The following is a 22,565-nucleotide window of genomic DNA, read 5'->3' on the forward strand; positions in this document are numbered from 1 at the left end:
GCTCTCCGGCCGATCCGAAGGCCGTATGAAGCCGCCGCGCGGCGCACTTCACACAGACTTCACACAGCGGCGCCTCCGGTTGTGGCGACTTCAACGCGCCTTCCAACTGCCTTCTCGCACGCTCACGACAGTGAGGGCCGTGCAAGTTCGCACGCAGAAGGACACCCGCCATGGACACCCCCACCACCCCACGCCCCGGCCGTTGGCTCTGGCTCGCCACCGTGAGCCTGGCCACCGTGGGTTTCATCGCCATGGGCGCCCGCCCGGTCCACGCGCAGGAAGCGCCCGCCGGTCCGCGCCTGAAGACCGAGAGCCCGTATTTCTTCGTCAAGAGCGACGACCCCTCGGTCGACCGCCTGCCGCTGAAGGACACCGAGGTCTCGGTCAAGATTTCGGGCGTGATCGCCGACGTCACGGTCACCCAGACCTACCGCAACGAAGGCCAGCGTGCCATCGAGGCGAAGTACGTGTTTCCCGGTTCCACCAAGGCGGCCGTGAGCGGCCTCAACGTGCGCCTGGCCGATCGCCTGATCACGGCGCAGATCCGCGAGAAGCAGCAGGCCAAGATCGAATACGACACCGCCAAGAAGGAAGGCAAGACCGCCGCGCTGCTCGAGCAGCACCTGCCCAACGTGTTCCAGATGAACGTCGCCAACATCCTGCCGGGCGACGACGTGAAGGTGGAGCTGCGCTACACCGAACTGCTGGTGCCGCAGTCGGGCAACTACCAGTTCGTGTTCCCGACCGTGGTCGGGCCGCGCTACAACTCGCCGCAGTCGGAGAACGCCAAGGCCGCATGGCCGGCGCAGCCCACGCTGCGCGCCGGCGTGGCGCCGGCCACCAGCTTCAAGCTCACGGCGAGCATCGACACGCCGATGGGCCTGAAGGAAATCCGCTCCGCCACGCACGCCATCGACGTGAAGAAGCGCGACGAAGACCAGCATGCCGACATCACGCTCGGTGCCGACGGCCGCCCCGCTGACAACCGCGACTTCGTGCTCGACTACCGCCTGGCGGGCGAGAAGATCGAATCGGGCCTCATGCTCTACAAGGGCCAGGGAGACAACGCCGAGAACTTCTTCCTCGCCATGGTCGAGCCGCCCAAGGCCGTGACCGCCAGCGCCATCTCGCCGCGCGACTACATCTTCGTGGTCGACATCTCGGGCTCGATGCACGGCTTTCCGCTGGACACCGCCAAGACCGTGCTCGAACGCCTGATCGGCGGCCTGCGCCCCAGCGACACCTTCAACGTGCTGCTGTTCTCGGGCAGCAACAAGATGCTGTCGCCGCAGTCGGTGCCGGCCACGCGCGCCAACATCGAGCAGGCGCTCGCGACGATCAAGAACTACAGCGGCAGCGGCAGCACCGAGCTGATCCCGGCGCTCAAGCGCGTGTACGCCGAACCCAAGGCCGCGAACGTGTCGCGCACCGTGGTGGTGGTGACCGACGGCTACGTGACGGTCGAGCGCGAAGCCTTCGAGCTGGTGCGCAACAACCTGTCGAAGGCCAACGTGTTCGCCTTCGGCATCGGCTCGTCGGTGAACCGCAGCCTCATGGAAGGCATTGCACGCGCCGGCATGGGCGAGCCCTTCATCATCACCGACCCGGTGCAGGCACCCGAGCAGGCCGCGCGTTTTCGCCGCATGGTGGAGTCGCCCGTACTCACCAACGTGAAGGCCACCTTCGGCGGCCTCGATGTGTACGACGTGGAGCCGCAGGCGCTGCCCGACGTGCTGGGCGAGCGCCCCGTGATCGTGTTCGGCAAGTGGCGCCCGGATTCGAATGGACAGCCCAAGGGCCGCGTGATCATCGAAGGCCAGGCCGCCACCGGCCCGTACCGCGAGGAAGTGCGCATCACGCCGCAGACGCGCCAGGACACCGCCGCGCTGCGCACCTTGTGGGCACGCCACCGCATCCAGAGCCTGAGCGACCAGGAAGCGCTCGAAGGCAGCGCCGCCTTCAAGGACCGCATCACCGAGCTGGGCCTGAAGTACAGCCTGCTCACGCAGTACACCAGCTTCATCGCGGTGGACAAGGTGGTGCGCAACGTCGCGCCGCAGCACAGCGTGGACGTGAACCAGCCGCTGCCGATGCCGCAGGGCGTGAGCGACCTGGCGCTGGGCGCCGAGGTGCCGAGCACGCCGGAGCCGGAAACGCTGGGCGCGATCGCCGTGGTGCTGTCGATGCTGGCCATGCTGCGCCGCCGCGCACGTCGCAACGACCCCCGTCGTTTCACGGCTTGAACACAGGACGCACGACCATGTCTCTGGCAACCCTGGCCCACCACCATCCGCGCGTCGTGGACTGGGCCATCCGCATCGACCGCACGCCGGCCTTCGGCTGGCTCGCGCTGCAGTGCGCCGCGCTCGCGCCCACCTGGGCCTGGATGGCGCGCCGCCTGCAGGACGGTTCCGACGATCCGCTGGGCCTCGTGGCGCTGGTCGCCCTGGCCGCGCTCGCCTGGCAGTGCCGGCGCGAGCTGCGCGCCTCGCCGCGCCTGGGCTGGCTGGCGCTGGCCGGCGTGGGCACCGTGCTCGCCACGCTGCTGCGCACGGGGCTCGGCGGCCTGCCCGCGCTGCCGCCGCTGGCCTCGGGGCTGGTGGCGGTGCTGTCGCTCGCGGCCGGGCTGCTGGCCTTCCTGCCGCGCGGCGTGGCGGCGCTGCCGGTGGCTGGGCTGTCGGTGCTGGCGCTGCCGCTGCTGTCGTCGCTGCAGTTCTACGCGGGCTATCCGCTGCGCGTGGTGACGGCCGAGGCCAGCCGCTGGCTGCTCGCGCCGGGTTTCGAGGTGGCGCGCGAAGGCGCGACGCTGATGGTCGACGGGCGCCTGGTGATCGTCGACGCGCCCTGCTCGGGCGTGCAGATGGTGTGGCTGGGCTACTTCACGGTCTGCGCGGTCGCGCTGTGGGCGCGGCGCAGCGACCGCGCCTTCCTGCGCCGCCTGCCGGCCGTCGGCCTGCTGGTGCTGACCGGCAACATCGTGCGCAACAGCGTGCTGATCGCTTTTGAAGGCGCCGGCCACGCGCTCGCGCCCTGGGCGCACAACGCGCTGGGGCTGGTGCTGCTGGCCGTGGTGTGCGGCGCCATCGCGCGCCTGATGGTGCCGGCGCGCGTCGCACCGCGCATCGAATTCGACCGCCCGCTGCCGGGCCTGATCACCGCCGAAGGAGGCCGCCGTGTCGATACCGTTCGTTGAGCGCTGGTTCGCCAACCATTTCATCAACCGCGTGGGCCACAAGAGCGCCTTCGCGCTGGCGATGCTGCTGTGCGTGCTCTGGTCGGCTGCCGCGGCGCTGCGCGCGCCGGCGGCCGAAGCCGACGCGGTGGGTGCCCACGAATGGCCCAGCCAGTGGGACGGCGTGCCGCTGCGCCCGCTGGCGCTGAGCGAGGTCGAGCAGCGCTTTGCCGATCGCTTCCCGGGCGCAATCGGCCGCATGACCGACGGCCAGCAGACGCTGGTGATGCGCGCCGTGAACCGGCCCACGCGCATGCTGCATCCGGCCGCCGACTGCTACCGCGCGCTGGGCTACCGCATCGAGCAGGCGCGGCTGGAACGCGACGCGCAAGCGCGGATGTGGCGCTGTTTTGTGGCGCAACGGCACGGTACGGCAAATTTCCGCGTCTGCGAGCGCATCGTCGACGCCCAAGGCACGGCTTTCACCGACACTTCGGCCTGGTACTGGGCGGCGGCCAGCGGCCAGTCGCACGGTCCGTGGCAAGCTGTCACCGTGGCAAGACCGATGTGATGAGAACGTGTTTGTGAAGAAGACCCTGCGATTCGTGCTTTTCGGGCTGCTGGCCCTCGTCCTGACCGCCCTGGTGGCCATCTTCCTGATCGCCAAGATCGCCCTTGCGCCGGCGGCGGGCGAATGGAGCACCACGGTCAAGGCCGGCCCGCTCGACTTCGAGGTCGGCGTGCCGACCGCGGTGCGCCTGGCCACCTCGTCGTGGTTCGCGCCGCGGCTGAATGGCCACGCGCTCGACACCCGCTTCGGCACCGTGCATTTCACCTGGGACGAGAAAACCGGCCAGCAGCAGATGCGCTGCGCGCCGTGCAGCGCCGACGTGCCCGCGCTCGGTACGCAGCCGATCAAGGTCGAGCGGCTGGTGGCCACCGTGCGGCGCGATGGCAACACGCTGGCCGGCACCTTCGAGGCCACGCCCCAGGCGGCCGACAGCAACGCCCTGCTGCAGGGCACCTGGACCGGCCGCCTCGCGCCGAAGAACCTGCAGCTCGACGTTCGCGTGCAGGACGCGCCCATCGCCCGCTGGTACGCCGTGCTCGTGCCGGCGCTGCCCGAGCTGCAGCGCGCCCGCATCGGCGGCACGCTGGCGCTGCAGGCGCAGCTGCTGCTGCCCGACGCCACCTTCGCGGTGCAGCCGACCATCGGCCAGTTCACGGTCGAAGGGCTGGGCACCGAGGCCATGCTGGGCGCGCGCACCAGCTGCGGCCCGTCGGCCAAGCTGGCCAACGACAGCTGGCTGGCGCGCGCGGTCATCGCGGCGGAAGACCAGCGCTTCTTCAGCCACGCCGGCTACGACCTGACCGAAATCCTCGCCTCGATCGACCACAACCAGAAGCCCGGCCAGACCCGGCGCGGGGGCAGCACGCTCACGCAGCAGCTGGCCAAGCTGCTGGTCACCGGCAGCGACCGCACGGCCGAGCGCAAGCTGCGCGAGCTGCTGTACGCGGTCGAGATGGAGCAGACGCTGGGCAAGGCCCGCATCCTGCAGCTGTACCTGGACAACGCCCCGTGGGGTGGCAACCTCTGCGGCGGCGAGGCCGCGGCGCGGCGCTACTTCAAGCGCAGCGCACGCACGCTCGAACCGGCGCAGGCGGTCTGGCTCGCGGCCATGCTGCACAAGCCGCAGGCCGTGCTGGAGCAATGGCGGCGCGACGGCCACATCGATGCCGACCGCACCAAGTGGGTGGCCGAGAGCGTGCGCGGCATCAGCCGCAACCAGCGCGAGGCGCTGCTCAAGAGCGTGGCCGCCGCCAAGTACGCGCCACCGGAGGCCGTGCAGTGACGATGAACGTGGCCCCGCCCGACATCGAGGCCATCGAACGCGCCACCGTGGCGGCGGTGGCGCCCGAGGCCTGCGAGGAACTCGACGGCTGGCTGCTGCCCTTCGACCGCGGCACCGTCAAGCGCGCCCGCTCGGCCGTGCCGCTGCACCGCGACCCGGTCGAGCCCGCCACGCTCGACCGCATCGAAGACCGCTGCGACAGCCGCCAGGTCGCGCCCGCGCTGCGGCTGGCCGACGCCGCCTGCTTCGACACGCTGCGCGCCGAACTCGCGCGCCGGCACTACATGGCCGACAGCCCGACCTGCGTGCAGACCGGCTCGGCGCGGCGCATGCGCGACCTCGTCGCGGCGGACGTGCGGCTGGCCGACGTCGACGCGACGCCCGATCCGGACTGGGCCGCGCTGTTCCTGGGCGAAGGCTTCGACCCGGTCGACGGCGTGCACCGCGTGCGTTCGCTGTCGCGCGCCACGGGCTCGCTCTTTGCCAGCGTGCGCGAGAACGGCGCCACCGTGGCCGCCGGCGCCATGGCCTTCGGCCACGGCTGGGCCAGCGTGCACGGCATGCGCACCGAACAGTCGCAGCGCGGGCGCGGCCTGGCCGGGCGCGTGCTGGCGGGCCTGGCGCAGGCGGCGCTGGCGCGCGGCGTCGAGCGGGTGTTCCTGCAGGTCGACGCGCAGAACCAGCCGGCGCTGGCGCTGTACCGCCGCGCGGGCTTCGAGACGCGCTGGCAGTACTGCTACTGGCAGCGCCAGCAGTGGCCGCGCTGAGCTGAACGGCTCCGGGCGGCGGGCACCCCCACCGGTGGCGCGGTCGGGCCTTTGGTGCCACCATGGGCGGCATGACGAACGTTCATGCCCACCACCACCCCACCGATCCCGTCGCCACCCCGCGCGGCATCGACCACATCGTGGCCGGTGTTTCCACCAGTGACGGCGACGGCGTCAAACTCACCCGCGTGCTGCAGCAGCCGCTGCAGAAGCGGCTCGACCCCTACCTGATGCTCGATGCCTTCGGCAGCGACAACCCGGGCGACTACATCGGCGGCTTTCCGAACCACCCGCACCGGGGCTTCGAGACGGTCACCTACATGATCGTCGGGCGCATGCGCCACCGCGACAGCGCGGGCCACGAAGGCCTGCTCGAGAACGGCGGCGTGCAATGGATGACGGCCGGCCGCGGCCTCGTGCACAGCGAGCTGCCCGAGCAGGAAGAAGGCCTGATGGAAGGCTTTCAACTCTGGCTCAACCTGCCCGCCAAGGACAAGATGCGCGAGCCCTGGTACCGCGACATCCGCAGCAGCGAGATCCCCGAGTTCACCACCGCCAGCGGCGCGCACGTGCGCGTGATCGCCGGCACCAGCCACGGCGTCGTGGGCGCGGAGCAGCGCGCGCACACCCAACCGCTGTACCTGGACATCACGCTGCCGCCCGGCGCCGAGTTCGCGCAGCCGCTGCCGCCTGACCACAACGCGCTGGTCTACGTGTTCCGCGAATCGCTGTGGATCGCGGGCAGCGAGGTGCCGACGCGGCGCATGGCCATCCTCGCGAACGACCCCGGCAGCGACGGCACGGTGCTGCGCGCCGGCGCCAGCAACCACAGCCCGGCGCGCGCGCTGCTCATCGCGGGCCGTCCGCTGAATGAGCCCATCGCGCAGTACGGGCCCTTCGTGATGAACACGCCCGAGCAGATCAAGCAGGCGGTGCACGACTTCCAGAACGGCAAGCTGGGCTGAGCCCGAAGCCTCTGTAGTCGCTCGCCTACCGCAAGTCGGCGTCGCGTGCGGTTCGCGCCGGCCGGTGCGCGGCCTAGATTGCGGTCATGCCTCCCACGATACGCAAGGGACAGGCGCCGCCCATGCTGCAGCGCGCCGAGTTCCACGACCGCTTCATGCAGAGCTTCCACGACCCGGCGTTCCGGGCCGAGACCGAGGCGCTGCGTCGCCTGGAAGACATCGCCTGGCAAGCCTACGACGAAGGCCGCAAGGCGCCCGTCACGCGCCGCGCCGGGCCCGGCTATGCCGACCCCGACTACGAACTCTCGGTCGACTGGCTCGACGCCCGCGCGCGCATCGACGCGGCGCAGGACGCCTGGGGCCGGCCCGAGACGCGCTCGCGCGTGCTGCTCGTCAACGGCTCGCCGCGCAACGACGGCACCTGCCCCGGCGAAATCTCCAAGACCTGGCGCCTCACCCAGTGCGCGCGCGAGGTGCTCGAAGGTGGCGGCATCGAGGTCGACGTGCTCGACCTGAGCCGGCTCACGTCGGACTACGGCCGCCACATTCACCCGTGCAAGGGCTGCGTCTCGACCGCGATGCCGCTGTGCCACTGGCCGTGCAGCTGCTACCCCAACCACGCGCTGCGCCAGACCGGCGACTGGATGAACGAGATCTACGAACGCTGGGTGGCCGCGCACGGCGTGATCGTGCTCACGCCCACGCACTGGTACCAGGCCGCGAGCCCGCTGAAGCTCATGATCGACCGCCTCGTGTGCGCCGACGGCGGCAACCCCGACCCCACCAGCACGCACGGCAAGAAGCCCGACGAGGCCAAGGCCCTGGAGCTCGAAGGCTGGGGCTACCCCAAGCACCTGGAAGGCCGCGTCTACGGCGTGGTGGTGCACGGCGACGTGGCCGGCCCCGAGGGCCTGCGCCGCAACCTCACGGACTGGCTCGACTGGATGGGCCTGGTCGACGCCGGCGCCCAGGCGCGGCTCGATCGCTACATCGGCTACTACGCGCCCTACGCCACCAGCCACGAGGCGCTCGACGCCGATGCCGACGTGCAGGAAGAGGTGCGCAACGTTGCGCGCGCCGTGGTGCTCGCGGTGGCCGCGCTGCGCGCCGGCAAGCTGCAGGTGCCCGACCGCGGCTTGAAGGCGCCCCGGCCCAAATAAGTCACGCTGCAGGCCACGGGCCCGCGCTGCGGTTCATGCTTCTTTACGCACGCTCACGTTCGGCTCACGGACGCGTTACAGAGGCGCTCCACACTTCGTCTCACCCGCTGCCCTTTGGTGGTGGACTTCTTCGAAAGGAAGCGACTCTCATGATCTCTCTTCGCCAACGCATCGTCTGGGCCAGCCTGCTGGGTTCGGCCGCCCTCGCCTCTTCGGGTGCCTTCGCTCAGGCGCCGGCTGCCACCACGCCGTCGACCGCCGCACCAACGGCCGCCACGGCCCCCGCCGATGCCACCGCCGCACCCAAGGCGCAGCACAAGCGCATGGACCCGGCCCAGCGCATGGAGCGCATGAAGGAGCACCGTGCCAAGCGCCTGGCCGCGCTGAAGGACAAGCTCAAGCTCACCAGCGCCCAGGAAGGCGCGTGGAGCAGCTTCACCGAGGCCAGCCAGCCGCCGGCCGGTGCCGCCCGCCCGCAGCGCATGGACCGCGCCGAGTTCGCCAAGCTGACCACGCCGCAGCGCCTGGAGCACATGCAGGCCCGCCAGGCCGAGCGCAGCGCCCGGTTCGCCAAGCGCGCCGAAGCGACCAAGACCTTCTACGCCGCGCTGACGCCCGAGCAGCAGAAGACCTTCGACGCCGAGACCGCGAAGTTCGCGGGCCACGGCCATCGCTTCCATCGCGGTGGGCATGAAGGCCACCACGGTGCAGCGCCTGCCAAGAGCTGAGGCTGACCAGGCGGCCGGCTGAAGGGAGCCGGCCTCCAGGAAAGGGCAAGAAAAAGCCCGCGATGCGCGAAGCATCGCGGGCTTTTTCGTGGGCGCGCGGTGTTACTGCGGCGTGCCCGTCTTCTCGGTCGGGTTGGTCGGCACCGCCGGGCGTTCGCCCGGCTGGCCGAAGCGCGGCTTCACGTGCTGCGTCTCGGCGCGCACCTCGGCGCGCGAGCGCTCGCCGGTGGGCGACGGCATCGCGTTGGGCTGGTGGTTCACGGTGGTGCTGGCCTCGCCCTTGGGCACCACGCTGTTGGCGTTGTTGCGGTTCTGCGCGCGGGCCTCGGCCTTCACGGCCTCGCGCGAGACGGGCATCGAGCTGTCGCCCGCCATCGGTTCGACGGGCGCCGGTTTCTGGGCCTGGGCGACGCCCGCGCCCAGCAGGGCGGCGAGCAGCGCGGTGGGGATCGTCAGGCGTTGCAGGGTGGTCATCATGGAAAGCTCCTTTGCAGATGGAAAAAGGCACAAAGCGCGAGCGCGTTGGCATCGGCTTTGAAACCACCGTAGGAGCCTCGTTTCGGGCGCTGTGTGGGGGTGCGGCAGGCCTGCCTGTAGGAGCCCGCCGCCCTTGCGTGAAAGGCACGCGAAGAAGGTGGCGCGTTCCTACAGTCGGCGCGGGCGCGGCCACGTACAACGGGAACACCGATGTCCTCCCCCATCACTTCCCCGCTGCCCGAGGCCGCTGTCGCCGCCGCACCGGCCTCGCTCAAGGTCATGACCGTGAACACCCACAAGGGCTTCACGGCGCTGAACCGCCGCTTCATCCTTCCGGAGCTGCGCGACGCGGTGCGCACGGTGGGCGCCGACGTGGTGTTCCTGCAGGAGGTGATGGGCACGCACGCGCGCCATTCGCGCACCGTGAACAACTGGCCGGAGGCGCCGCACTACGAATTCCTGGCCGACACCATGTGGCCGCAGTTCGCCTACGGGCGCAACGCGGTGTATCCGAAGGGGCACCACGGCAACGCCGTGTTGTCGAAGTTTCCGATCGTGCATTTCCGCAACCACGACGTGTCGGTGAGCGGTCCCGAGAAACGCGGCCTGCTGCACTGCGTGCTGCGCCTGCCCGGGCGCACGGTCGACGTGCATGCGATCTGCGCGCACCTCGGGCTGGCCGAGGCGCACCGCCAGCAGCAGCTGGAGCTGCTGTGCCACATCGTGCGCGACGAAGTGCCGGCCGATGCGCCGCTGATCGTGGCGGGTGACTTCAACGACTGGCGCGCCCGCGCGCACGACGTGCTGGCCGAAGGCGCGTCGCTGCGCGAGGTGTTCGTGCATGCCCACGGCCGCGCCGCGCGCACCTTTCCGGCGCGCCTGCCGCTGCTGCCGCTGGACCGCATCTACGTGCGCAATGCGGGCGCGCACGCGCCCGTGGTGCTGCCGCGCCGGCCCTGGTCGCACCTGTCGGACCATGCCCCGCTGGTGGCGGACATCGACCTGTGAGCACCGAGGCCCCCATGCGCGACACCCCCGAGCGCGCCGGCCACTGGACCGGCGGCAACCGCATCGACCTGCTGGAGAACGGCGAGGAATTCTTTCCGCGCGTGTTCGAGGCCATCGGCGCGGCGCGGCGCGAAGTGATCATCGAGACCTTCATCCTGTTCGAGGACAAGGTGGGCCTGGCGCTGCACGCGGCCATGCGCGCGGCGGCGCAGCGCGGCGTGAAGGTCGACCTGATGATCGACGGCTTCGGCTCGCCCGACCTATCTCACGCGTACCTCGAAAGCCTGGCCACGGCCGGCGTCAAGGTGCGCGTGTTCGACCCCGGCCAGCGCTTCCTGGGCCAGCGGCTCAACGTGTTCCGCCGCATGCACCGCAAGATCGTGGTGGTCGACGGCGAGCGCGCCTTCGTGGGCGGCATCAACTACTCGGCCGACCACCTGCTCGACTTCGGTCCCAAGGCCAAGCAGGACTACGCGGTCGAGCTGGCGGGGCCGATCGTGGCCGAGATCCACCAGTTCGTGCTGCGCGCCATCGCGGTCGGCGGCAAGGGCGTGGGCTGGTTCCGGCGAAGGCTGAAGCAGGCGCCGCCGGTGTCGCAGCTGCAGGCCGCGGCGGGCGAGGCCGACGCGATCTTCGTCACGCGCGACAACCGCCGCCACACCAACGACATCGAGCGCCACTACCGCGCCGCGATCCGCGCCGCGCGCGAGCGCATCGTGATCGCCAACGCGTACTTCTTTCCGGGCTACCGGCTCATCAAGGAGCTGCGGCGCGCGGCGCGCCGGGGCGTCGATGTGCGCCTCATCCTGCAGGGCGAGCCCGACATGCCGATCGTGAAGACGGCGGCCGGCATGCTGTACCACCACCTGCTGCACGCCGGCGTGCGCATCTACGAGTACTGCGACCGGCCGCTGCACGGCAAGGTCGCGCTCATGGACGACCGCTGGAGCACCGTGGGCTCGAGCAACCTCGACCCGCTGAGCCTGTCGCTGAACCTGGAGGCCAACGTGGTCGTGCGCGACACCGCGTTCAACAAGGTGCTGTGGGAGCGCATGGACCATCTCATGCAGCACAGCTGCAAGCAGATCGGCACGCACGACCTGGCCAGCGAATGGAGCGGCTGGCGGCTGGTGCGCAGCTTCTTCGTCTTCCACTTCTTGCGCTGGTACCCGTCGTGGCTCAACCGCCTGCCGCGCCACGCGCCGCGCCTGACGCCGGCCGAGGCGACCGATCTCATGGCGCAGCAGAAGAAGCGCGGCGACGAGGGCACGGCGCGCACGGAGACGGCATGAGCGCATCCCTCGCCCTCACGCACCGGCCCTGGTGGTCGTGGGTGCGGCGCGTGGCGATCTGGGCCTTCTTCGGCGCCATCGCCTGGCTGCTGCTGAAGCAGGCGCGCACCATCGACTGGGCCGAGGTGTTCGCCGCACTGCGCGCATTGCCGGGCACCACGCTGCTCGCGGCCGGCGCGCTGGCCGCCGCCAGCTTCGGGCTCTACAGCACCTACGACCTGCTGGGGCGCCACCTCACGAAGCACCGGCTCGGCGCGGGCACCGTCATCGGCGTGACCTTCATCAGCTACGCCTTCAACCTCAACTTCGGCTCGCTGGTGGGCGGCGTGGCGTTTCGCTACCGGCTGTACTCGCGCCTGGGGCTGGGCAACGAGACCATCACGCGCGTGCTGGGCTTCAGCATGCTGACCAACTGGCTCGGCTACCTCGTGGTGGCCGGCGCCGCCTTCTGCTTCTGGCCGATGGCGCTGCCGCCCGACTGGAAGATCGACGGCGGCGGCCTGCGCATGCTCGGCGCGGTGCTGCTCATGGTGTCGCTGGCCTACCTGGCGCTGTGCGCGTTCTCCGATGGCCACGTCTGGCGCGTGCGCGGCCATGCGCTGCGCACGCCGAGCTTGCCGATGGCCTTGCTGCAGCTGGCGATGTCGTGCGTCAACTGGTCGCTCATCGGCGGCGTGATCTGGGTGCTGCTGCAGGGCGAGGTCGGGTATCCGCAGGTGCTCGCGGTGCTGCTGGTCGCGGCGGTGGCGGGCGTGGTCACGCACGTGCCGGCGGGGCTCGGCGTGCTGGAGGCCGTGTTCGTCGCGCTGCTGGCGCACGAGGTGCCCAGCACCCGGCTGCTGGGAGCGCTGCTGGCCTACCGCGCGCTGTATTACCTGCTGCCGCTGGCCGGGGCGCTCGTCGCTTACCTCGTCACCGAGGCGCGTGCACGGCGCTTGCGCGCGGATGCCGGCAACAACCACAACAAACGTTAAATATTGCCCGCAGAAAGCAATCGATCGGTGAAATGACGGTCAGGAATTGTTGCACTGCAACAATTTTCACTTTGCAGGCCTATAGTGGCCCTCTGTTCCCTTACGTGCCCTCTTCCCATGTCGTCCTTCAGTACCACCGCCCGCGTGGCCAGCCCGCTGATGCAATGGGTCGACCTGGCCCTCAAGACCCACGAGACCCTGCTGTCGTCCGGCACGGTGATCCGCATGCGCACCGAGCGCATCGCCAAGGCCGGGCTCACGCCCAGCGCCGCCGACCTTGCGGAATTCCAGTTGATGGGCCACGAAAAGCTCGCGGCAGCCAGCGAATCGGGGCTGGCGATGGCCCGGCAGTGGCACAGCAGCCAGGCCTCGCTGGCCCAGCGCGCATGGCAACAGTGGCTGCAGGGCGCCACGGCGCTCTTCTCGCTGGCCGGCAGCTTCACGCCGGCGCAGGCGGCCACGCACGGCGATGCGCTCGTGCAGGCCACGGCGCGCGGCGCCAGCACGATGGGCCAGTTCACGGGCGTGGCGGCGCGCATTGCGCGCGAAGGCCTCAAGCCGATCCACACCGCCGCCACGTCGAACGCACGGCGGTTGCTGGCCGAACTGCAGGCCTGACGGCCCGCTTCTTCTGTCTCTTCAGGATTGCGCCGGGACCAGCGTCACCAGCGTGATTTCCGACGGCGCGCCGAAACGCTTCGGCGGCCCCCAGTAGCCGGTGCCCCGGCTCACGTAGATCCACATGTCGTGCAGCTTGTGCAGGCCGGCCGTGAACGGCTGCTGCATCGGCACGAACAGGTTCCACGGAAAGAACTGGCCGCCGTGCGTGTGGCCCGACAGCTGCAGCTGGTAGCCGGCCGCGGCCGCCACCGGCGCGCTGCGCGGCTGGTGCGCCAGCAGCACGCGCGTGTGCACCAGCGGCGGCGCGTCGTACAGCGCCAGGTGCGGGTCGCTCGCGTGCGCGGCGTCGAAATGGCCGGCGGTGAAATCGGTCACGCCGGCCAGCACCAGCGCGCTCTCGAACAGCTCTTCGTCGGTCTGCGCGCCGCGCACGTTGCGCGTCTGCAGCACCACGTGCTCGTTCAGCAGCACCTTCAGGCCGAGGCGGCGCAGCTCGTCGATCCAGGCGTGCGCGCCCGCGTAGTACTCGTGGTTGCCCGTGACCACGAAGGTGCCGTGGCGTGCGCGCAGCCCCGCCAGCGGCGCGATGTGATCGCGCAGCTCGGGCACGCTGCCGTCGACCAGGTCGCCGGTGATCGCGATGGCGTCGGCGCCGAGCCGGTTCACCGCGTCGACGATGCGCTGGATGTAGCCGTTGCGGATCGTCGGGCCCACGTGGATGTCGCTGAGCTGGGCGATCGTGAAGCCGGCCAGCGCTGCCGGCAGGCCGCGAATGGGCACGTCGACCTGCTTCACGCCGGCCGTGCGGCGCGCGTTGACGAAGCCGACCAGCGACACGCCCGTGGCCAGCGCCAGCACCGCCAGCGCGCTCCAGGGCCCGACCTTGTCCCAGGGTACTTGCAGGCCGCCGAGCGCGTTCGCCAGCCAGGCCAGCAGCAGGCCGAGGTCGCGCACCAGCGTCAGCACGAACAGCGAGGAGAACCAGCCCATGCTGATCAGGCCGATCCAGTGCAGCGTCTCGCCCGCTGGCTTCGCCTTGCGGTCGGCGCGGTGGCTGCGCGACACGAACGGCAGCGGCATCGTGACCGCCGACACCGCCAGCAGCACGAGCGCCAGCGGCCACGCAGGCGTGAGCGACGCCAGCGCAGGCAGCAGGCGCAGCGCGATGTAGACGTGCAGCAGCGCGGTCAGGACGCTCAGGGGACGGATCGGCATGAGGACTGGGGGGACGCGGGCATCGCCCGGGACATGTCATCTGCAAGGCGCATGCCGCGCATTCAAGGCGTCGAAAGCTGCCTGGGTCGCTATTTTTTCTATAGCGCAGGGCAACCGGATAGCGGGCGTTGGGGCGCCGCGGGCGCGCCCGTTCGGCACCGCCCGCGGCGCGATGCCGCCTCGCTTACCGCACCGTGCGCGTGCCGGCCGACGCCATGTCGGTGCCCGCCGGCCATTCGAAAACCGCCTTGGCCGGCGCGCCCAGTGACACCAGCAGCGTCTGCTTCAGCGTCTGGCCGCCGATGCGAGCCTCCACTTCATAGCGACCGGGCTCGAGCCGCGCCACCATGAACGGGCCGCCCGAGACCACGTTGTCGAGCAGCGCGGTGCCGTGGCTGTCGCGCACGGTGACGTGCACGCCGGCCGCGAAGTCGGCGCGGCGGCCGTCCTTGATCGCGAATTCGAAGCTCGCGGGCCAGCGCGGCGACACGGTTTCCATCAGCTGCGCCTCGTCCTGGCCGATGCCGCCGCTCATGTACTCGACGCCGTGCGCCATGTGGATGGGCGGGTTCATCGCGGCCTGGGCCGGCTGCGCCGAGAGCGCGCCGCCGAGCAGCACCAGCAAGGCGGCGCCGGCCGCCGCGGCCACGGGCCGGGCGTGCGAGAACAGAAACAGGGGGTTGGTGGTGAGAGACATCGGAGCCTTCCTTTCCGGGCGGTGGTGGCGACACGCCACGCAGGAAGGCACTGTGCCGGGCACGACTTAAGGAAGACTTAACTGCGCGCGGGCCGTCGCGGCCCGCGTCGGGTCAGCGCGCGGCGGTTTGTGCCAGCGCCTGGGGCAGCGGTGGCGCGACCGAGGCCATGTCGAAGTTCGACGGCCAGACGAACGAGGCCCGCGCCGGAATGCCGGCAATCACGACCAGCTGCTGCGTGAGCGTGAGCCCGCCCAGCGTCACGTCGACGTCGTAGGCGCCCGGTTCGAGCCGCGCGAGCATGTAGGGCGCCTGCGTCTGCACTTCCATCACCGTCTGGCCCGTGTACTTCTGGCGCACCTGGATCGACGCCTTGGCCGGGAAACCCGCCTGCTGCGCGCCCTTGCCGTCGTTCACGCGCAAGTCGATGGTCGCGGCCCAACGGGGCGCGACCATTTCCAGGAAGGCGGCTTCGCCCTTGGCGGCGCCGCCGCACATGTATTCGATGCCCTGCGCGACCTGGATCGGCGGGTTCGAGAACGCATGGGCCGGCGACACGGCCACGAGGAAGGCCGCGGCGACCGATGCGGCGCCCAGAACCAGTGCAGCCACGGGCTGTTGGAAACGCTTGGGGTTCATTGCTCTGTGTGTCCTCGATCTTGCGTGACAGGAAATCCGTCAGGAATTTTGCTTAGCAAGAGTCGGGCTAGATATAGCGTTTACGAGGAAGCTTCTGCGTTGCGCAGGTGAATGCTATTGTTTTCATAGCTGGTGACGCCCGTGTGACGGGCGTCAGTTCCACTTTTCGGGTGTCTTTCATCGGAAACCCTGAGACGGGGCTCGCGGGCGCGCCGCGAACGAGCGCTTTCTGGTCCGTCGCCGGCCCCGCGGCCTGTGCTGAATTGGCAACAAAAGACGGAATTGGTGCGCAATTGACTGGGCATTCCCTAGCTATTGGAGGGCGCACAAAGAAATTAGGCTCGGCGCTTCCTTTCAAAGCGTGCAAACCAAATGCTTCATCCAAATCGCCGATTCGTTTTTTTGCTGATGGCTTTGGGACTGGCCGCCCAGGCAAGCGCAGAGCAGCCGGTGCCGATCCGCATCGGCGTCATCGGCCCTTTCACCGGGCCGTCGGCCGATTTCGGCCTGCCCATGCTCAACGGCGTGAAGATGGCCGTCGACGAAATCAATGCCGTGGGCGGGTATCTGGGCCGCTCGCTCGAACTGGTGATCAAGGACGACCAGGCCAATCCGGACACTGGCCGCTCGCAATCCCAGGCCCTCGTCAATGAAAAAGTGGTCGCCACCATCGGCTTCTGCAACACCGGCGTGGCGATGAATTCATTGGCCGTTTTCAATGACGCGAAATTGCCGCTGATCGTGCCTTGCGCCACCGGCTCGCCATTGACGTCGACCTACCCGCCGGCCACGAGCTATGTGTTTCGCACCTCGCCCAAGGACAGCATCCAGGCCCCTTTCGTGGTCGACGACCTGCTGGCGCGCGGCTGGAAACGGGTTGCCGTGCTGCACGACAGCACCGGCTACGGCGAGGCGGGCGCCAAGGATGTCGAGAAGGCGCTGGCGGCCAAGCACCTCAAGCCCGTCTACGTGGGGAAATTTCCGCTCGGCGTGAAAGACCTGACGAAGGAGCTGTCGGAGGCCAAGGCGGCCGGCGCGGACGTCATCTTCAGCTACACCGTAGGCCCCGAGAACGCCGTGATCGCACGCAGCCGGCAGGCCATCGGCTGGAAGGTGCCGCAGGTCGGGGCCTGGACGCTGTCCTTCCCTTCTTTCATCGAGGGCGCGCGGGAGGCTTCCGAAGGCGCGCTGATGGCGCAGAGCTTCATCGCCGAGCCGAGCAACGAGCGCCGCTCGTCGTTTCTTTCCAACTACGCGCGCAAATTCAACACCAGGCGCATCCCGGTGCCGATGGCCGCCGCGCAGGCCTACGACGCCACCTACCTGCTGGCCCACGCGATGTTCAACGTGCCCAGCGGCAAGCTCGAAGGCCCGTTCATCAAGGCCGCGCTCGAGCAGCCCAAGCGGCCCTACTACGGCGTGGTCACGACCTACGACAAGTCGTTCTCGGAAAATGACAAGGACGCGCTGTCGCCCAACATGCTGGTGATGGGCGTGGTGCGCAACGGGCAGATCAGCTTCGCGTACCCGGAGGACGCCAAGCGCAACCTGTTCGTGCAGCGCAAGCAGTAGGAGGAGTCAAAAAAAAGGGCGCTTGCAGGCGCCCTTTGGTGAACAGCGCGACACCGCCGGTGCCGCGCCATCGATCGATCAGACGTCGATGTTCGCCGCGCGCAGCGCGTTCTGCTCGATGAACTCGCGGCGTGGTTCCACCTCGTCGCCCATCAGCATCGTGAACACGCGGTCGGCCTCGATCGCGTCGTCGATCTGCACGCGCAGCAGGCGGCGCACGGTCGGGTCCATGGTGGTTTCCCACAGCTGCTCGGGGTTCATCTCGCCCAGGCCCTTGTAGCGCTGGCGCGAGGTGGCGCGTTCGGCTTCACCGATCAGCCACTTCATAGCCTGGCGGAAGTCGTCGACCTTCTCTTCCTTGCCGCGTTCGCCCTCGCCGCGCTTGACCAGCGCGCCTTCGGCGCTCAGCAGGCCGCGGAAGGTGTTGGCGGCCTGCGCCAGCGCGTCGTAGTCGGCGCCGTGCACGAAGTCCTGCGAGATCACGCTGGACTTGATGTTGCCGTGGTGGCGGCGGCTGATGCGCAGCAGCGGCTTGTCGGTGCGGGCGTCGAACTCGCTGCTCACCTCGGCCGGCACGCCGGTCGTGTTGAGCTCGCGCAGCTTGGCCTGCAGCGCCACGGCCGAGGCCTCGGCGGCGGCCGGCGTGTCGAGGTCGAGCGCCACGCCGTCGGCGATGGCGCGCAGGGCTTCGGCGTCCATGAAGTTGCGCAGGCGCGCAATCACGGCCTCGGCCACCTGGTGCTTGCGCGCCAGCTCGGCCAGGGTGTCGCCCGACAGCGTGGTCGAGGCGGCACCGCCGGTCTCGATGCTCGCGTCCTTCAGTGCGACCTTGAGCAGGAAGGCGTCCAGCGCGGGGCCGTCCTTGAGGTACTGCTCTTCCTTGCCGACCTTCACCTTGTACAGCGGCGGCTGCGCGATGTAGATGTGGCCGCGCTCGACCAGCTCGGGCATCTGCCGGTAGAAGAAGGTGAGCAGCAGCGTGCGGATGTGCGCGCCGTCCACGTCGGCGTCGGTCATGATGATGATGCGGTGGTAGCGCAGCTTGGCGACGTTGAAGTCGTCCGCGCCGCCGCCTGCGGTGGTCGCACCGGCGCGGCCGATGCCGGTGCCCAGCGCGGTGATCATCGTCAGGATTTCGTTGCTGGTGAGCAGCTTCTCGTAGCGGGCCTTCTCGACGTTCAGGATCTTGCCGCGCAGCGGCAGGATGGCCTGGAACTTCCGGTCGCGGCCCTGCTTGGCGGAGCCGCCGGCGGAGTCACCCTCCACCAGGTAGACCTCGCACAGGGCGGGGTCCTTTTCCTGGCAGTCGGCCAGCTTGCCGGGCAGGCCCATGCCGTCCAGCACGCCCTTGCGGCGCGTCATTTCGCGGGCCTTGCGGGCGGCTTCGCGGGCGCGGGCGGCCTCGACGATCTTGCCGCAGATGATCTTGGCGTCGTTCGGACGCTCCTGCAGGTAGTCGGTCAGCAGGCGACCGACGATGTCTTCCACCGGCGCGCGCACTTCGCTGGACACCAGCTTGTCCTTGGTCTGGCTGGAGAACTTGGGCTCGGGCACCTTCACGCTCAGCACGCAGCACAGGCCTTCGCGCATGTCGTCGCCGGTGACCTCGACCTTCGCCTTTTTCGCGAACTCGTTTTCTTCGATGTACTTGTTGATGACGCGGGTCATCGCGGCGCGCAGGCCCGTGAGGTGGGTGCCGCCGTCACGCTGCGGGATGTTGTTGGTGAAACAGAGGACCTGCTCGTTGTAGCCGCTGTTCCACTGCATCGCCACTTCGACGCCGATGTGCGTGCCGGGGATGCCGCCGTAGGTGTCGGCCGGCTTCTCGCCCGCGGCGTAGAACGAGTTCGGGTGCAGGACGGTCTTGCCCTTGTTGATGAACTCCACGAAGCCGCGCACGCCGCCGGCGCCGGAGAAATCGTCTTCCTTGCCGGTGCGTTCGTCGAGCAGGCGGATGCGCACGCCGTTGTTCAGGAAGCTCAGCTCGCGCAGGCGCTTGGAGAGGATCTCGTAGTGGAAATCGTTGTTTTCCTTGAAGATTTCCGTGTCGGGCAGGAAGTGCACCTCGGTGCCGCGCTTGTCTGTGTCGCCGATGACCTTCATGGGCGAGACCTCGAAGCCGTTCACGGTTTCGAGCAGGCGGTTCTGCACGAAGCCGCGGCTGAATTCGAGCTCGTGGATCTTGCCTTCGCGGCGCACGATCAGGCGCAGCTTCACGCTCAGCGCGTTCACGCACGAGACGCCCACGCCGTGCAGGCCGCCCGAGACCTTGTAGCTGTTCTGGTTGAACTTGCCGCCGGCGTGCAGTTCGGTGAGCGCGATTTCAGCGGCCGAGCGCTTGGGCTCGTGCTTGTCGTCCATCTTCACGCCGGTGGGAATGCCGCGGCCGTTGTCGGTGACGGAGATCGAATTGTCGGAGTGGATCGTCACGACGATGTCGTCGCAATGGCCCGCGAGCGCTTCGTCGATGGAGTTGTCCACCACTTCGAACACGAGGTGGTGCAGGCCCGTGCCGTCGGAGGTGTCGCCGATGTACATGCCCGGGCGCTTGCGCACGGCTTCCAGACCTTCGAGGATCGTGATCGCACCTTCGCCGTAGCTGGAGTCGGCGGGGACGCCTTCGGGCGCCACGATCTGGATTTCGGGGGTATAGACCGGCTCGGTGTGCGGCACGTCGGGCTTGTTCTCTTCTGCACTCATTCGGATATTCCTCTGTCTCTCACGGGTTTCCCGTGATTTTTCGGGCTCTCAAAAGCTCAATTCGCCGCCTCTTGAAAGCGCAAACCCGCGGGGGGCCGCGGGTCGTGTGCGCAAGGCGCTGTGTTTTCCAGGGTCTAGATGCGCATCGGCATCACGACGTACTTGAAAGATGCGTTCTCGGGGATGGTTAACAAGGCCGAGCTGTTGGAGTCGGCCAGGTCCAGCTTGACCATGTCCTGGTCCATGTTCGACAGCGCGTCGATCAGGTAGGTGACGTTGAAGCCGATCTCGATGCTGTCGCCGCCGTAGTCGATGTCGAGCTCGTCCTGGGCTTCTTCCTGCTCGGCGTTGTTCGACGCGATGCGCAGCGTGCCCGGCTCGATGTTCAGGCGCACGCCCTTGAACTTCTCGCTGGTCAGGATGGCGGTGCGCTGCAGGCTGGCCAGGAGCGGCGCGCGGCCGAGCGTGACGGTGTTCTTGTGGTTCTTGGGAATCACTCGGTTGTAGTCGGGGAACTTGCCCTCGACCAGCTTAGTGACGAACTCCATGCCGCCGAAGCTGAACTTGGCCTGGTTGTTCGCGAACTGCATCTCGATGGCGCCTTCGGCGTCGGACAGGAGGCGCTGCATTTCGAGCACGGTCTTGCGCGGCAGGATCACTTCTTGCCGCGGCACTTCGACGTCGAGCATGGCCGACGAGAACGCCAGGCGGTGGCCGTCGGTGGCCACCAGGCTCAGCTGCTTGCCTTCGGCCACGAACAGGATGCCGTTCAGGTAGTAGCGGATGTCGTGCACGGCCATCGCGAACGAGACCTGCGAGAGCAGGTCTTTCAGCGTCTTTTGCGGCACGCTGAACACGGGGCCGAAATTGGCGGCTTCCTGCACCAGCGGGAAGTCTTCGGCGGGCAGCGACTGCAGCGTGAAGCGGCTCTTGCCGCCCTTGAGCACGAGCTTGCTGGCGCTCGACTCGAGGCTCACGGTCTGGTCGGCCGGCATGGTGCGCAGGATGTCGATCAGCTTGCGCGCGCCGATGGTGGTCGTGAAGTTGCCTTCGTCGCCGCCGAGCTCGGCGGTGGTGCGGATCTGGATCTCGAGGTCGCTGGTGGTCAGCTGCAGCTGGCCGCCGGTCTTGCGGATCAGCACATTGGCCAGGATCGGCAGGGTGTGACGCCGCTCCACGATGCCGGCCACCGATTGCAGCGCGGCAAGAACTTTGTCTTGGGTTGCCTTCAAAACGATCATGTCTTCTTCCTCTTCTCTTATCTCTTTGAATCAGCTTTCAGGACGCCATTCTCCGCTGTCGCGAGGGGCGTTCTTGATGACATTCGGCTTCAGCCTTTGAGGGTCTGTTCGAGGACGTGCAGCTGCTGGTTGAGTTCGGTGAGCTGCTGGCGCTCGCCCGAAATCTTGCGCACTGCGTGGAGCACCGTCGTGTGGTCGCGACCGCCGAACAGCTCGCCGATTTCCGGCAGGCTCTTCTGCGTGAGCTCCTTGGCCAGGTACATCGCGATCTGCCGCGGCCGCGCAATGCTGGCCGGGCGTTTCTTGCTGTACATGTCGGCGACCTTGATCTTGTAGTAGTCGGCCACCGTCTTCTGGATATTTTCGACCGAGATCTGCCGATTCTGGATCGACAGCAGGTCGCGCAGCGCCTCGCGCGCCAGGGCGATCGAGATCTCCTTCTGGTTGAAGCGCGAGTACGCCAGGATCTTGCGCAGGGCGCCTTCGAGCTCGCGCACGTTGGAGCGCACGTTCTTGGCCACGAAGAAGGCGACTTCCTCGGGCATTTCGGTGCCTTCGACGCGGGCCTTGTTGATCAGAATCGCCACGCGCATCTCGAGCTCGGGCGGCTCGATCGCCACCGTGAGGCCCGAATCGAAGCGCGACACCAGCCGCTCGTGGATGTCGGCCAGCCCCTTGGGGTAGGTGTCGCTGGTCATCACGATGTGCGACTTCTTGGCCAGCAGGGCCTCGAAGGCGTTGAAGAACTCTTCCTGCGTGCGGTCCTTGTTGGCGAAGAACTGCACGTCGTCGATCAGCAGCAGATCGAGCGAGTGGTAGCGTTCCTTGAACTCATCGAAAGTCTTGCGCTGATAGGCCTTGACCACATCCGACACGAACTGCTCGGCGTGGATGTAGAGAACTTTGGAATCGGGCCGGTCGGCCAGCAGCCGGTTACCCACAGCGTGCATCAGGTGGGTCTTGCCCAGGCCGACGCCGCCGTAGATGAAAAGCGGGTTGTACAGGTGACCCGGCATGCCGGCCACGTGCATGGCCGCGGCGCGCGCCATGCGGTTGGCCGTGCCCTCGACCAGGGTGTCGAAAGTGAGCCCCGAATTGAGCCGGTTCTTGAAGCCGGCGGCCGCCGGTTCCTCGCCCGGGCCGGCCACGTCGCGCGGCACATCCGTTTCGGCCATGATGGCCATGGGTGCAACACGGACGGGGGTTTCTCGCGGAGCGAGCGCTAACTCGATGGTGACCGGCTGGCCGTACATCTTCTCGGCCATGGCCGCGATCTTGCCCGCGTACTGGGCACGGATCCAGTCGAGCTTGAAGCGGTTGGCGACGAACACCGTCATGCGCGAAAGGTCGTCGGCGACCTGCGCGGTGAGGGGCTTGATCCAGGTGTTGAACTGCTGCTCGGACAGCTCCTGCGCGAGCTGGTCGACGCAGGCCTGCCACAGGCTTTCGCCGATGCCGTCAGTCGACATGGGCGCTTGAAAAAGTG

Annotated in this window: 20 protein-coding genes; 13 read left to right on the forward strand and 7 right to left on the reverse strand. The window is 68.6% G+C overall.

Annotated features, from left to right (window positions below; translation table 11 throughout):
- Positions 1-170 precede the first annotated feature (170 nt).
- From AC1RL8_RS23180 to AC1RL8_RS23215, 8 genes are all read left to right on the forward strand, one after another.
- Positions 171-2,243: a VIT and vWA domain-containing protein gene (locus tag AC1RL8_RS23180; protein WP_492686781.1), complete on the forward strand. Its 2,073-nt coding sequence runs from the start codon at positions 171-173 to the stop codon at positions 2,241-2,243.
- A 17-nt stretch (positions 2,244-2,260) separates the two neighbouring features.
- Entirely contained in the window at positions 2,261-3,193 is a 933-nt protein-coding gene (gene xrtQ / locus AC1RL8_RS23185) for an exosortase Q (RefSeq protein WP_492686780.1), read from the forward strand.
- The gene (locus tag AC1RL8_RS23190) at positions 3,174-3,743 is read left to right on the forward strand and encodes a hypothetical protein (RefSeq protein WP_492686779.1); all 570 of its coding nucleotides are present in this window, start codon (positions 3,174-3,176) and stop codon (positions 3,741-3,743) included. Before xrtQ ends, AC1RL8_RS23190 begins: the two co-directional genes overlap by 20 nt.
- 13 nt (positions 3,744-3,756) lie before the next feature.
- Positions 3,757-5,025 carry a biosynthetic peptidoglycan transglycosylase gene (locus AC1RL8_RS23195; protein ID WP_492686778.1) on the forward strand — a complete coding sequence of 423 codons (1,269 nt, stop codon included), beginning with the start codon at positions 3,757-3,759 and terminating at the stop codon, positions 5,023-5,025.
- Between the two features lie 2 nt (positions 5,026-5,027).
- Entirely contained in the window at positions 5,028-5,792 is a 765-nt protein-coding gene (locus tag AC1RL8_RS23200; protein ID WP_492686879.1) for a GNAT family N-acetyltransferase, read from the forward strand.
- A 71-nt stretch (positions 5,793-5,863) separates the two neighbouring features.
- Complete coding sequence (locus AC1RL8_RS23205) at positions 5,864-6,757, forward strand: pirin family protein (protein WP_492686777.1); 894 nt, start codon at positions 5,864-5,866, stop codon at positions 6,755-6,757.
- Between the two features lie 86 nt (positions 6,758-6,843).
- Positions 6,844-7,917 (forward strand): flavodoxin family protein, encoded by a 1,074-nt coding sequence (locus AC1RL8_RS23210; RefSeq protein WP_095948407.1) that lies wholly within the window; start codon positions 6,844-6,846, stop codon positions 7,915-7,917.
- A gap of 149 nt (positions 7,918-8,066) precedes the next feature.
- A complete protein-coding gene (locus AC1RL8_RS23215) occupies positions 8,067-8,645 on the forward strand; it encodes a Spy/CpxP family protein refolding chaperone (protein ID WP_369630747.1) in 579 nt (192 codons plus the stop codon).
- Positions 8,646-8,747: 102 nt separating this feature from the next.
- On the opposite strand, the gene AC1RL8_RS23220 is transcribed toward AC1RL8_RS23215, so the two are convergent.
- Positions 8,748-9,122 carry a serine/threonine protein kinase gene (locus AC1RL8_RS23220; protein ID WP_240531255.1) on the reverse strand — a complete coding sequence of 125 codons (375 nt, stop codon included), beginning with the start codon at positions 9,120-9,122 and terminating at the stop codon, positions 8,748-8,750.
- Between the two features lie 210 nt (positions 9,123-9,332).
- On the opposite strand from AC1RL8_RS23220, the gene AC1RL8_RS23225 reads away from it, so the two are divergent.
- The 4 genes from AC1RL8_RS23225 to AC1RL8_RS23240 all read left to right on the forward strand — a co-directional run bounded on the left by AC1RL8_RS23225 (position 9,333) and on the right by AC1RL8_RS23240 (position 13,014).
- On the forward strand, positions 9,333-10,130 hold the full coding sequence (locus AC1RL8_RS23225; protein ID WP_062480435.1) for an endonuclease/exonuclease/phosphatase family protein: 798 nt from the start codon (positions 9,333-9,335) through the stop codon (positions 10,128-10,130).
- 14 nt (positions 10,131-10,144) lie between these two features.
- Entirely contained in the window at positions 10,145-11,422 is a 1,278-nt protein-coding gene (gene clsB, locus AC1RL8_RS23230) for a cardiolipin synthase ClsB (RefSeq protein ID WP_492686776.1), read from the forward strand.
- On the forward strand, positions 11,419-12,396 hold the full coding sequence (locus AC1RL8_RS23235; RefSeq protein ID WP_492686775.1) for a lysylphosphatidylglycerol synthase domain-containing protein: 978 nt from the start codon (positions 11,419-11,421) through the stop codon (positions 12,394-12,396). The genes clsB and AC1RL8_RS23235 overlap by 4 nt, the downstream gene beginning before the upstream one ends.
- A 117-nt stretch (positions 12,397-12,513) precedes the next feature.
- A complete protein-coding gene (locus tag AC1RL8_RS23240; protein WP_159279085.1) occupies positions 12,514-13,014 on the forward strand; it encodes a polyhydroxyalkanoate granule-associated phasin in 501 nt (166 codons plus the stop codon).
- A 21-nt stretch (positions 13,015-13,035) separates the two neighbouring features.
- Here the strand turns inward: AC1RL8_RS23240 and AC1RL8_RS23245 are convergent, their stop codons facing one another.
- The 3 genes from AC1RL8_RS23245 to AC1RL8_RS23255 all read right to left on the reverse strand — a co-directional run bounded on the left by AC1RL8_RS23245 (position 13,036) and on the right by AC1RL8_RS23255 (position 15,566).
- Complete coding sequence (locus AC1RL8_RS23245; RefSeq protein ID WP_492686774.1) at positions 13,036-14,232, reverse strand: metallophosphoesterase; 1,197 nt, start codon at positions 14,230-14,232, stop codon at positions 13,036-13,038.
- Positions 14,233-14,416: 184 nt separating this feature from the next.
- Positions 14,417-14,929 (reverse strand): hypothetical protein, encoded by a 513-nt coding sequence (locus tag AC1RL8_RS23250; protein ID WP_492686773.1) that lies wholly within the window; start codon positions 14,927-14,929, stop codon positions 14,417-14,419.
- A 112-nt stretch (positions 14,930-15,041) separates the two neighbouring features.
- Positions 15,042-15,566: a hypothetical protein gene (locus AC1RL8_RS23255; protein ID WP_307695326.1), complete on the reverse strand. Its 525-nt coding sequence runs from the start codon at positions 15,564-15,566 to the stop codon at positions 15,042-15,044.
- Positions 15,567-15,974: 408 nt separating this feature from the next.
- On the opposite strand from AC1RL8_RS23255, the gene AC1RL8_RS23260 reads away from it, so the two are divergent.
- Entirely contained in the window at positions 15,975-17,138 is a 1,164-nt protein-coding gene (locus AC1RL8_RS23260) for an ABC transporter substrate-binding protein (RefSeq protein WP_492686771.1), read from the forward strand.
- A gap of 78 nt (positions 17,139-17,216) precedes the next feature.
- Here the strand turns inward: AC1RL8_RS23260 and gyrB are convergent, their stop codons facing one another.
- The 3 genes from gyrB to dnaA all read right to left on the reverse strand — a co-directional run bounded on the left by gyrB (position 17,217) and on the right by dnaA (position 22,548).
- Entirely contained in the window at positions 17,217-19,838 is a 2,622-nt protein-coding gene (gyrB, locus tag AC1RL8_RS23265; protein ID WP_062480420.1) for a DNA topoisomerase (ATP-hydrolyzing) subunit B, read from the reverse strand.
- 134 nt (positions 19,839-19,972) lie between these two features.
- Positions 19,973-21,079: a DNA polymerase III subunit beta gene (gene dnaN, locus AC1RL8_RS23270; RefSeq protein ID WP_056574900.1), complete on the reverse strand. Its 1,107-nt coding sequence runs from the start codon at positions 21,077-21,079 to the stop codon at positions 19,973-19,975.
- A gap of 89 nt (positions 21,080-21,168) precedes the next feature.
- Positions 21,169-22,548 carry a chromosomal replication initiator protein DnaA gene (gene dnaA, locus AC1RL8_RS23275; RefSeq protein WP_062480418.1) on the reverse strand — a complete coding sequence of 460 codons (1,380 nt, stop codon included), beginning with the start codon at positions 22,546-22,548 and terminating at the stop codon, positions 21,169-21,171.
- Between the last annotated feature and the right edge of the window lie 17 nt (positions 22,549-22,565).

The sequence above is a fragment of the Variovorax sp. GW822-FHT04E09 genome (genome assembly GCF_058800845.1).

Coding starts and splice junctions, on each gene's coding strand:
- AC1RL8_RS23180 (WP_492686781.1), top strand. CDS start 171: ATGGACACCCCCACCACCCCACGCCCCGGCCGTTGGCTCTGGCTCGCC.
- xrtQ (WP_492686780.1), top strand. CDS start 2,261: ATGTCTCTGGCAACCCTGGCCCACCACCATCCGCGCGTCGTGGACTGG.
- AC1RL8_RS23200 (WP_492686879.1), top strand. CDS start 5,028: ATGAACGTGGCCCCGCCCGACATCGAGGCCATCGAACGCGCCACCGTG.
- AC1RL8_RS23205 (WP_492686777.1), top strand. CDS start 5,864: ATGACGAACGTTCATGCCCACCACCACCCCACCGATCCCGTCGCCACC.
- AC1RL8_RS23210 (WP_095948407.1), top strand. CDS start 6,844: ATGCCTCCCACGATACGCAAGGGACAGGCGCCGCCCATGCTGCAGCGC.
- AC1RL8_RS23215 (WP_369630747.1), top strand. CDS start 8,067: ATGATCTCTCTTCGCCAACGCATCGTCTGGGCCAGCCTGCTGGGTTCG.
- AC1RL8_RS23220 (WP_240531255.1), bottom strand. CDS start 9,122: ATGATGACCACCCTGCAACGCCTGACGATCCCCACCGCGCTGCTCGCC.
- AC1RL8_RS23225 (WP_062480435.1), top strand. CDS start 9,333: ATGTCCTCCCCCATCACTTCCCCGCTGCCCGAGGCCGCTGTCGCCGCC.
- clsB (WP_492686776.1), top strand. CDS start 10,145: ATGCGCGACACCCCCGAGCGCGCCGGCCACTGGACCGGCGGCAACCGC.
- AC1RL8_RS23235 (WP_492686775.1), top strand. CDS start 11,419: ATGAGCGCATCCCTCGCCCTCACGCACCGGCCCTGGTGGTCGTGGGTG.
- AC1RL8_RS23240 (WP_159279085.1), top strand. CDS start 12,514: ATGTCGTCCTTCAGTACCACCGCCCGCGTGGCCAGCCCGCTGATGCAA.
- AC1RL8_RS23245 (WP_492686774.1), bottom strand. CDS start 14,232: ATGCCGATCCGTCCCCTGAGCGTCCTGACCGCGCTGCTGCACGTCTAC.
- AC1RL8_RS23250 (WP_492686773.1), bottom strand. CDS start 14,929: ATGTCTCTCACCACCAACCCCCTGTTTCTGTTCTCGCACGCCCGGCCC.
- AC1RL8_RS23255 (WP_307695326.1), bottom strand. CDS start 15,566: ATGAACCCCAAGCGTTTCCAACAGCCCGTGGCTGCACTGGTTCTGGGC.
- AC1RL8_RS23260 (WP_492686771.1), top strand. CDS start 15,975: ATGGCTTTGGGACTGGCCGCCCAGGCAAGCGCAGAGCAGCCGGTGCCG.
- gyrB (WP_062480420.1), bottom strand. CDS start 19,838: ATGAGTGCAGAAGAGAACAAGCCCGACGTGCCGCACACCGAGCCGGTC.
- dnaN (WP_056574900.1), bottom strand. CDS start 21,079: ATGATCGTTTTGAAGGCAACCCAAGACAAAGTTCTTGCCGCGCTGCAA.
- dnaA (WP_062480418.1), bottom strand. CDS start 22,548: ATGTCGACTGACGGCATCGGCGAAAGCCTGTGGCAGGCCTGCGTCGAC.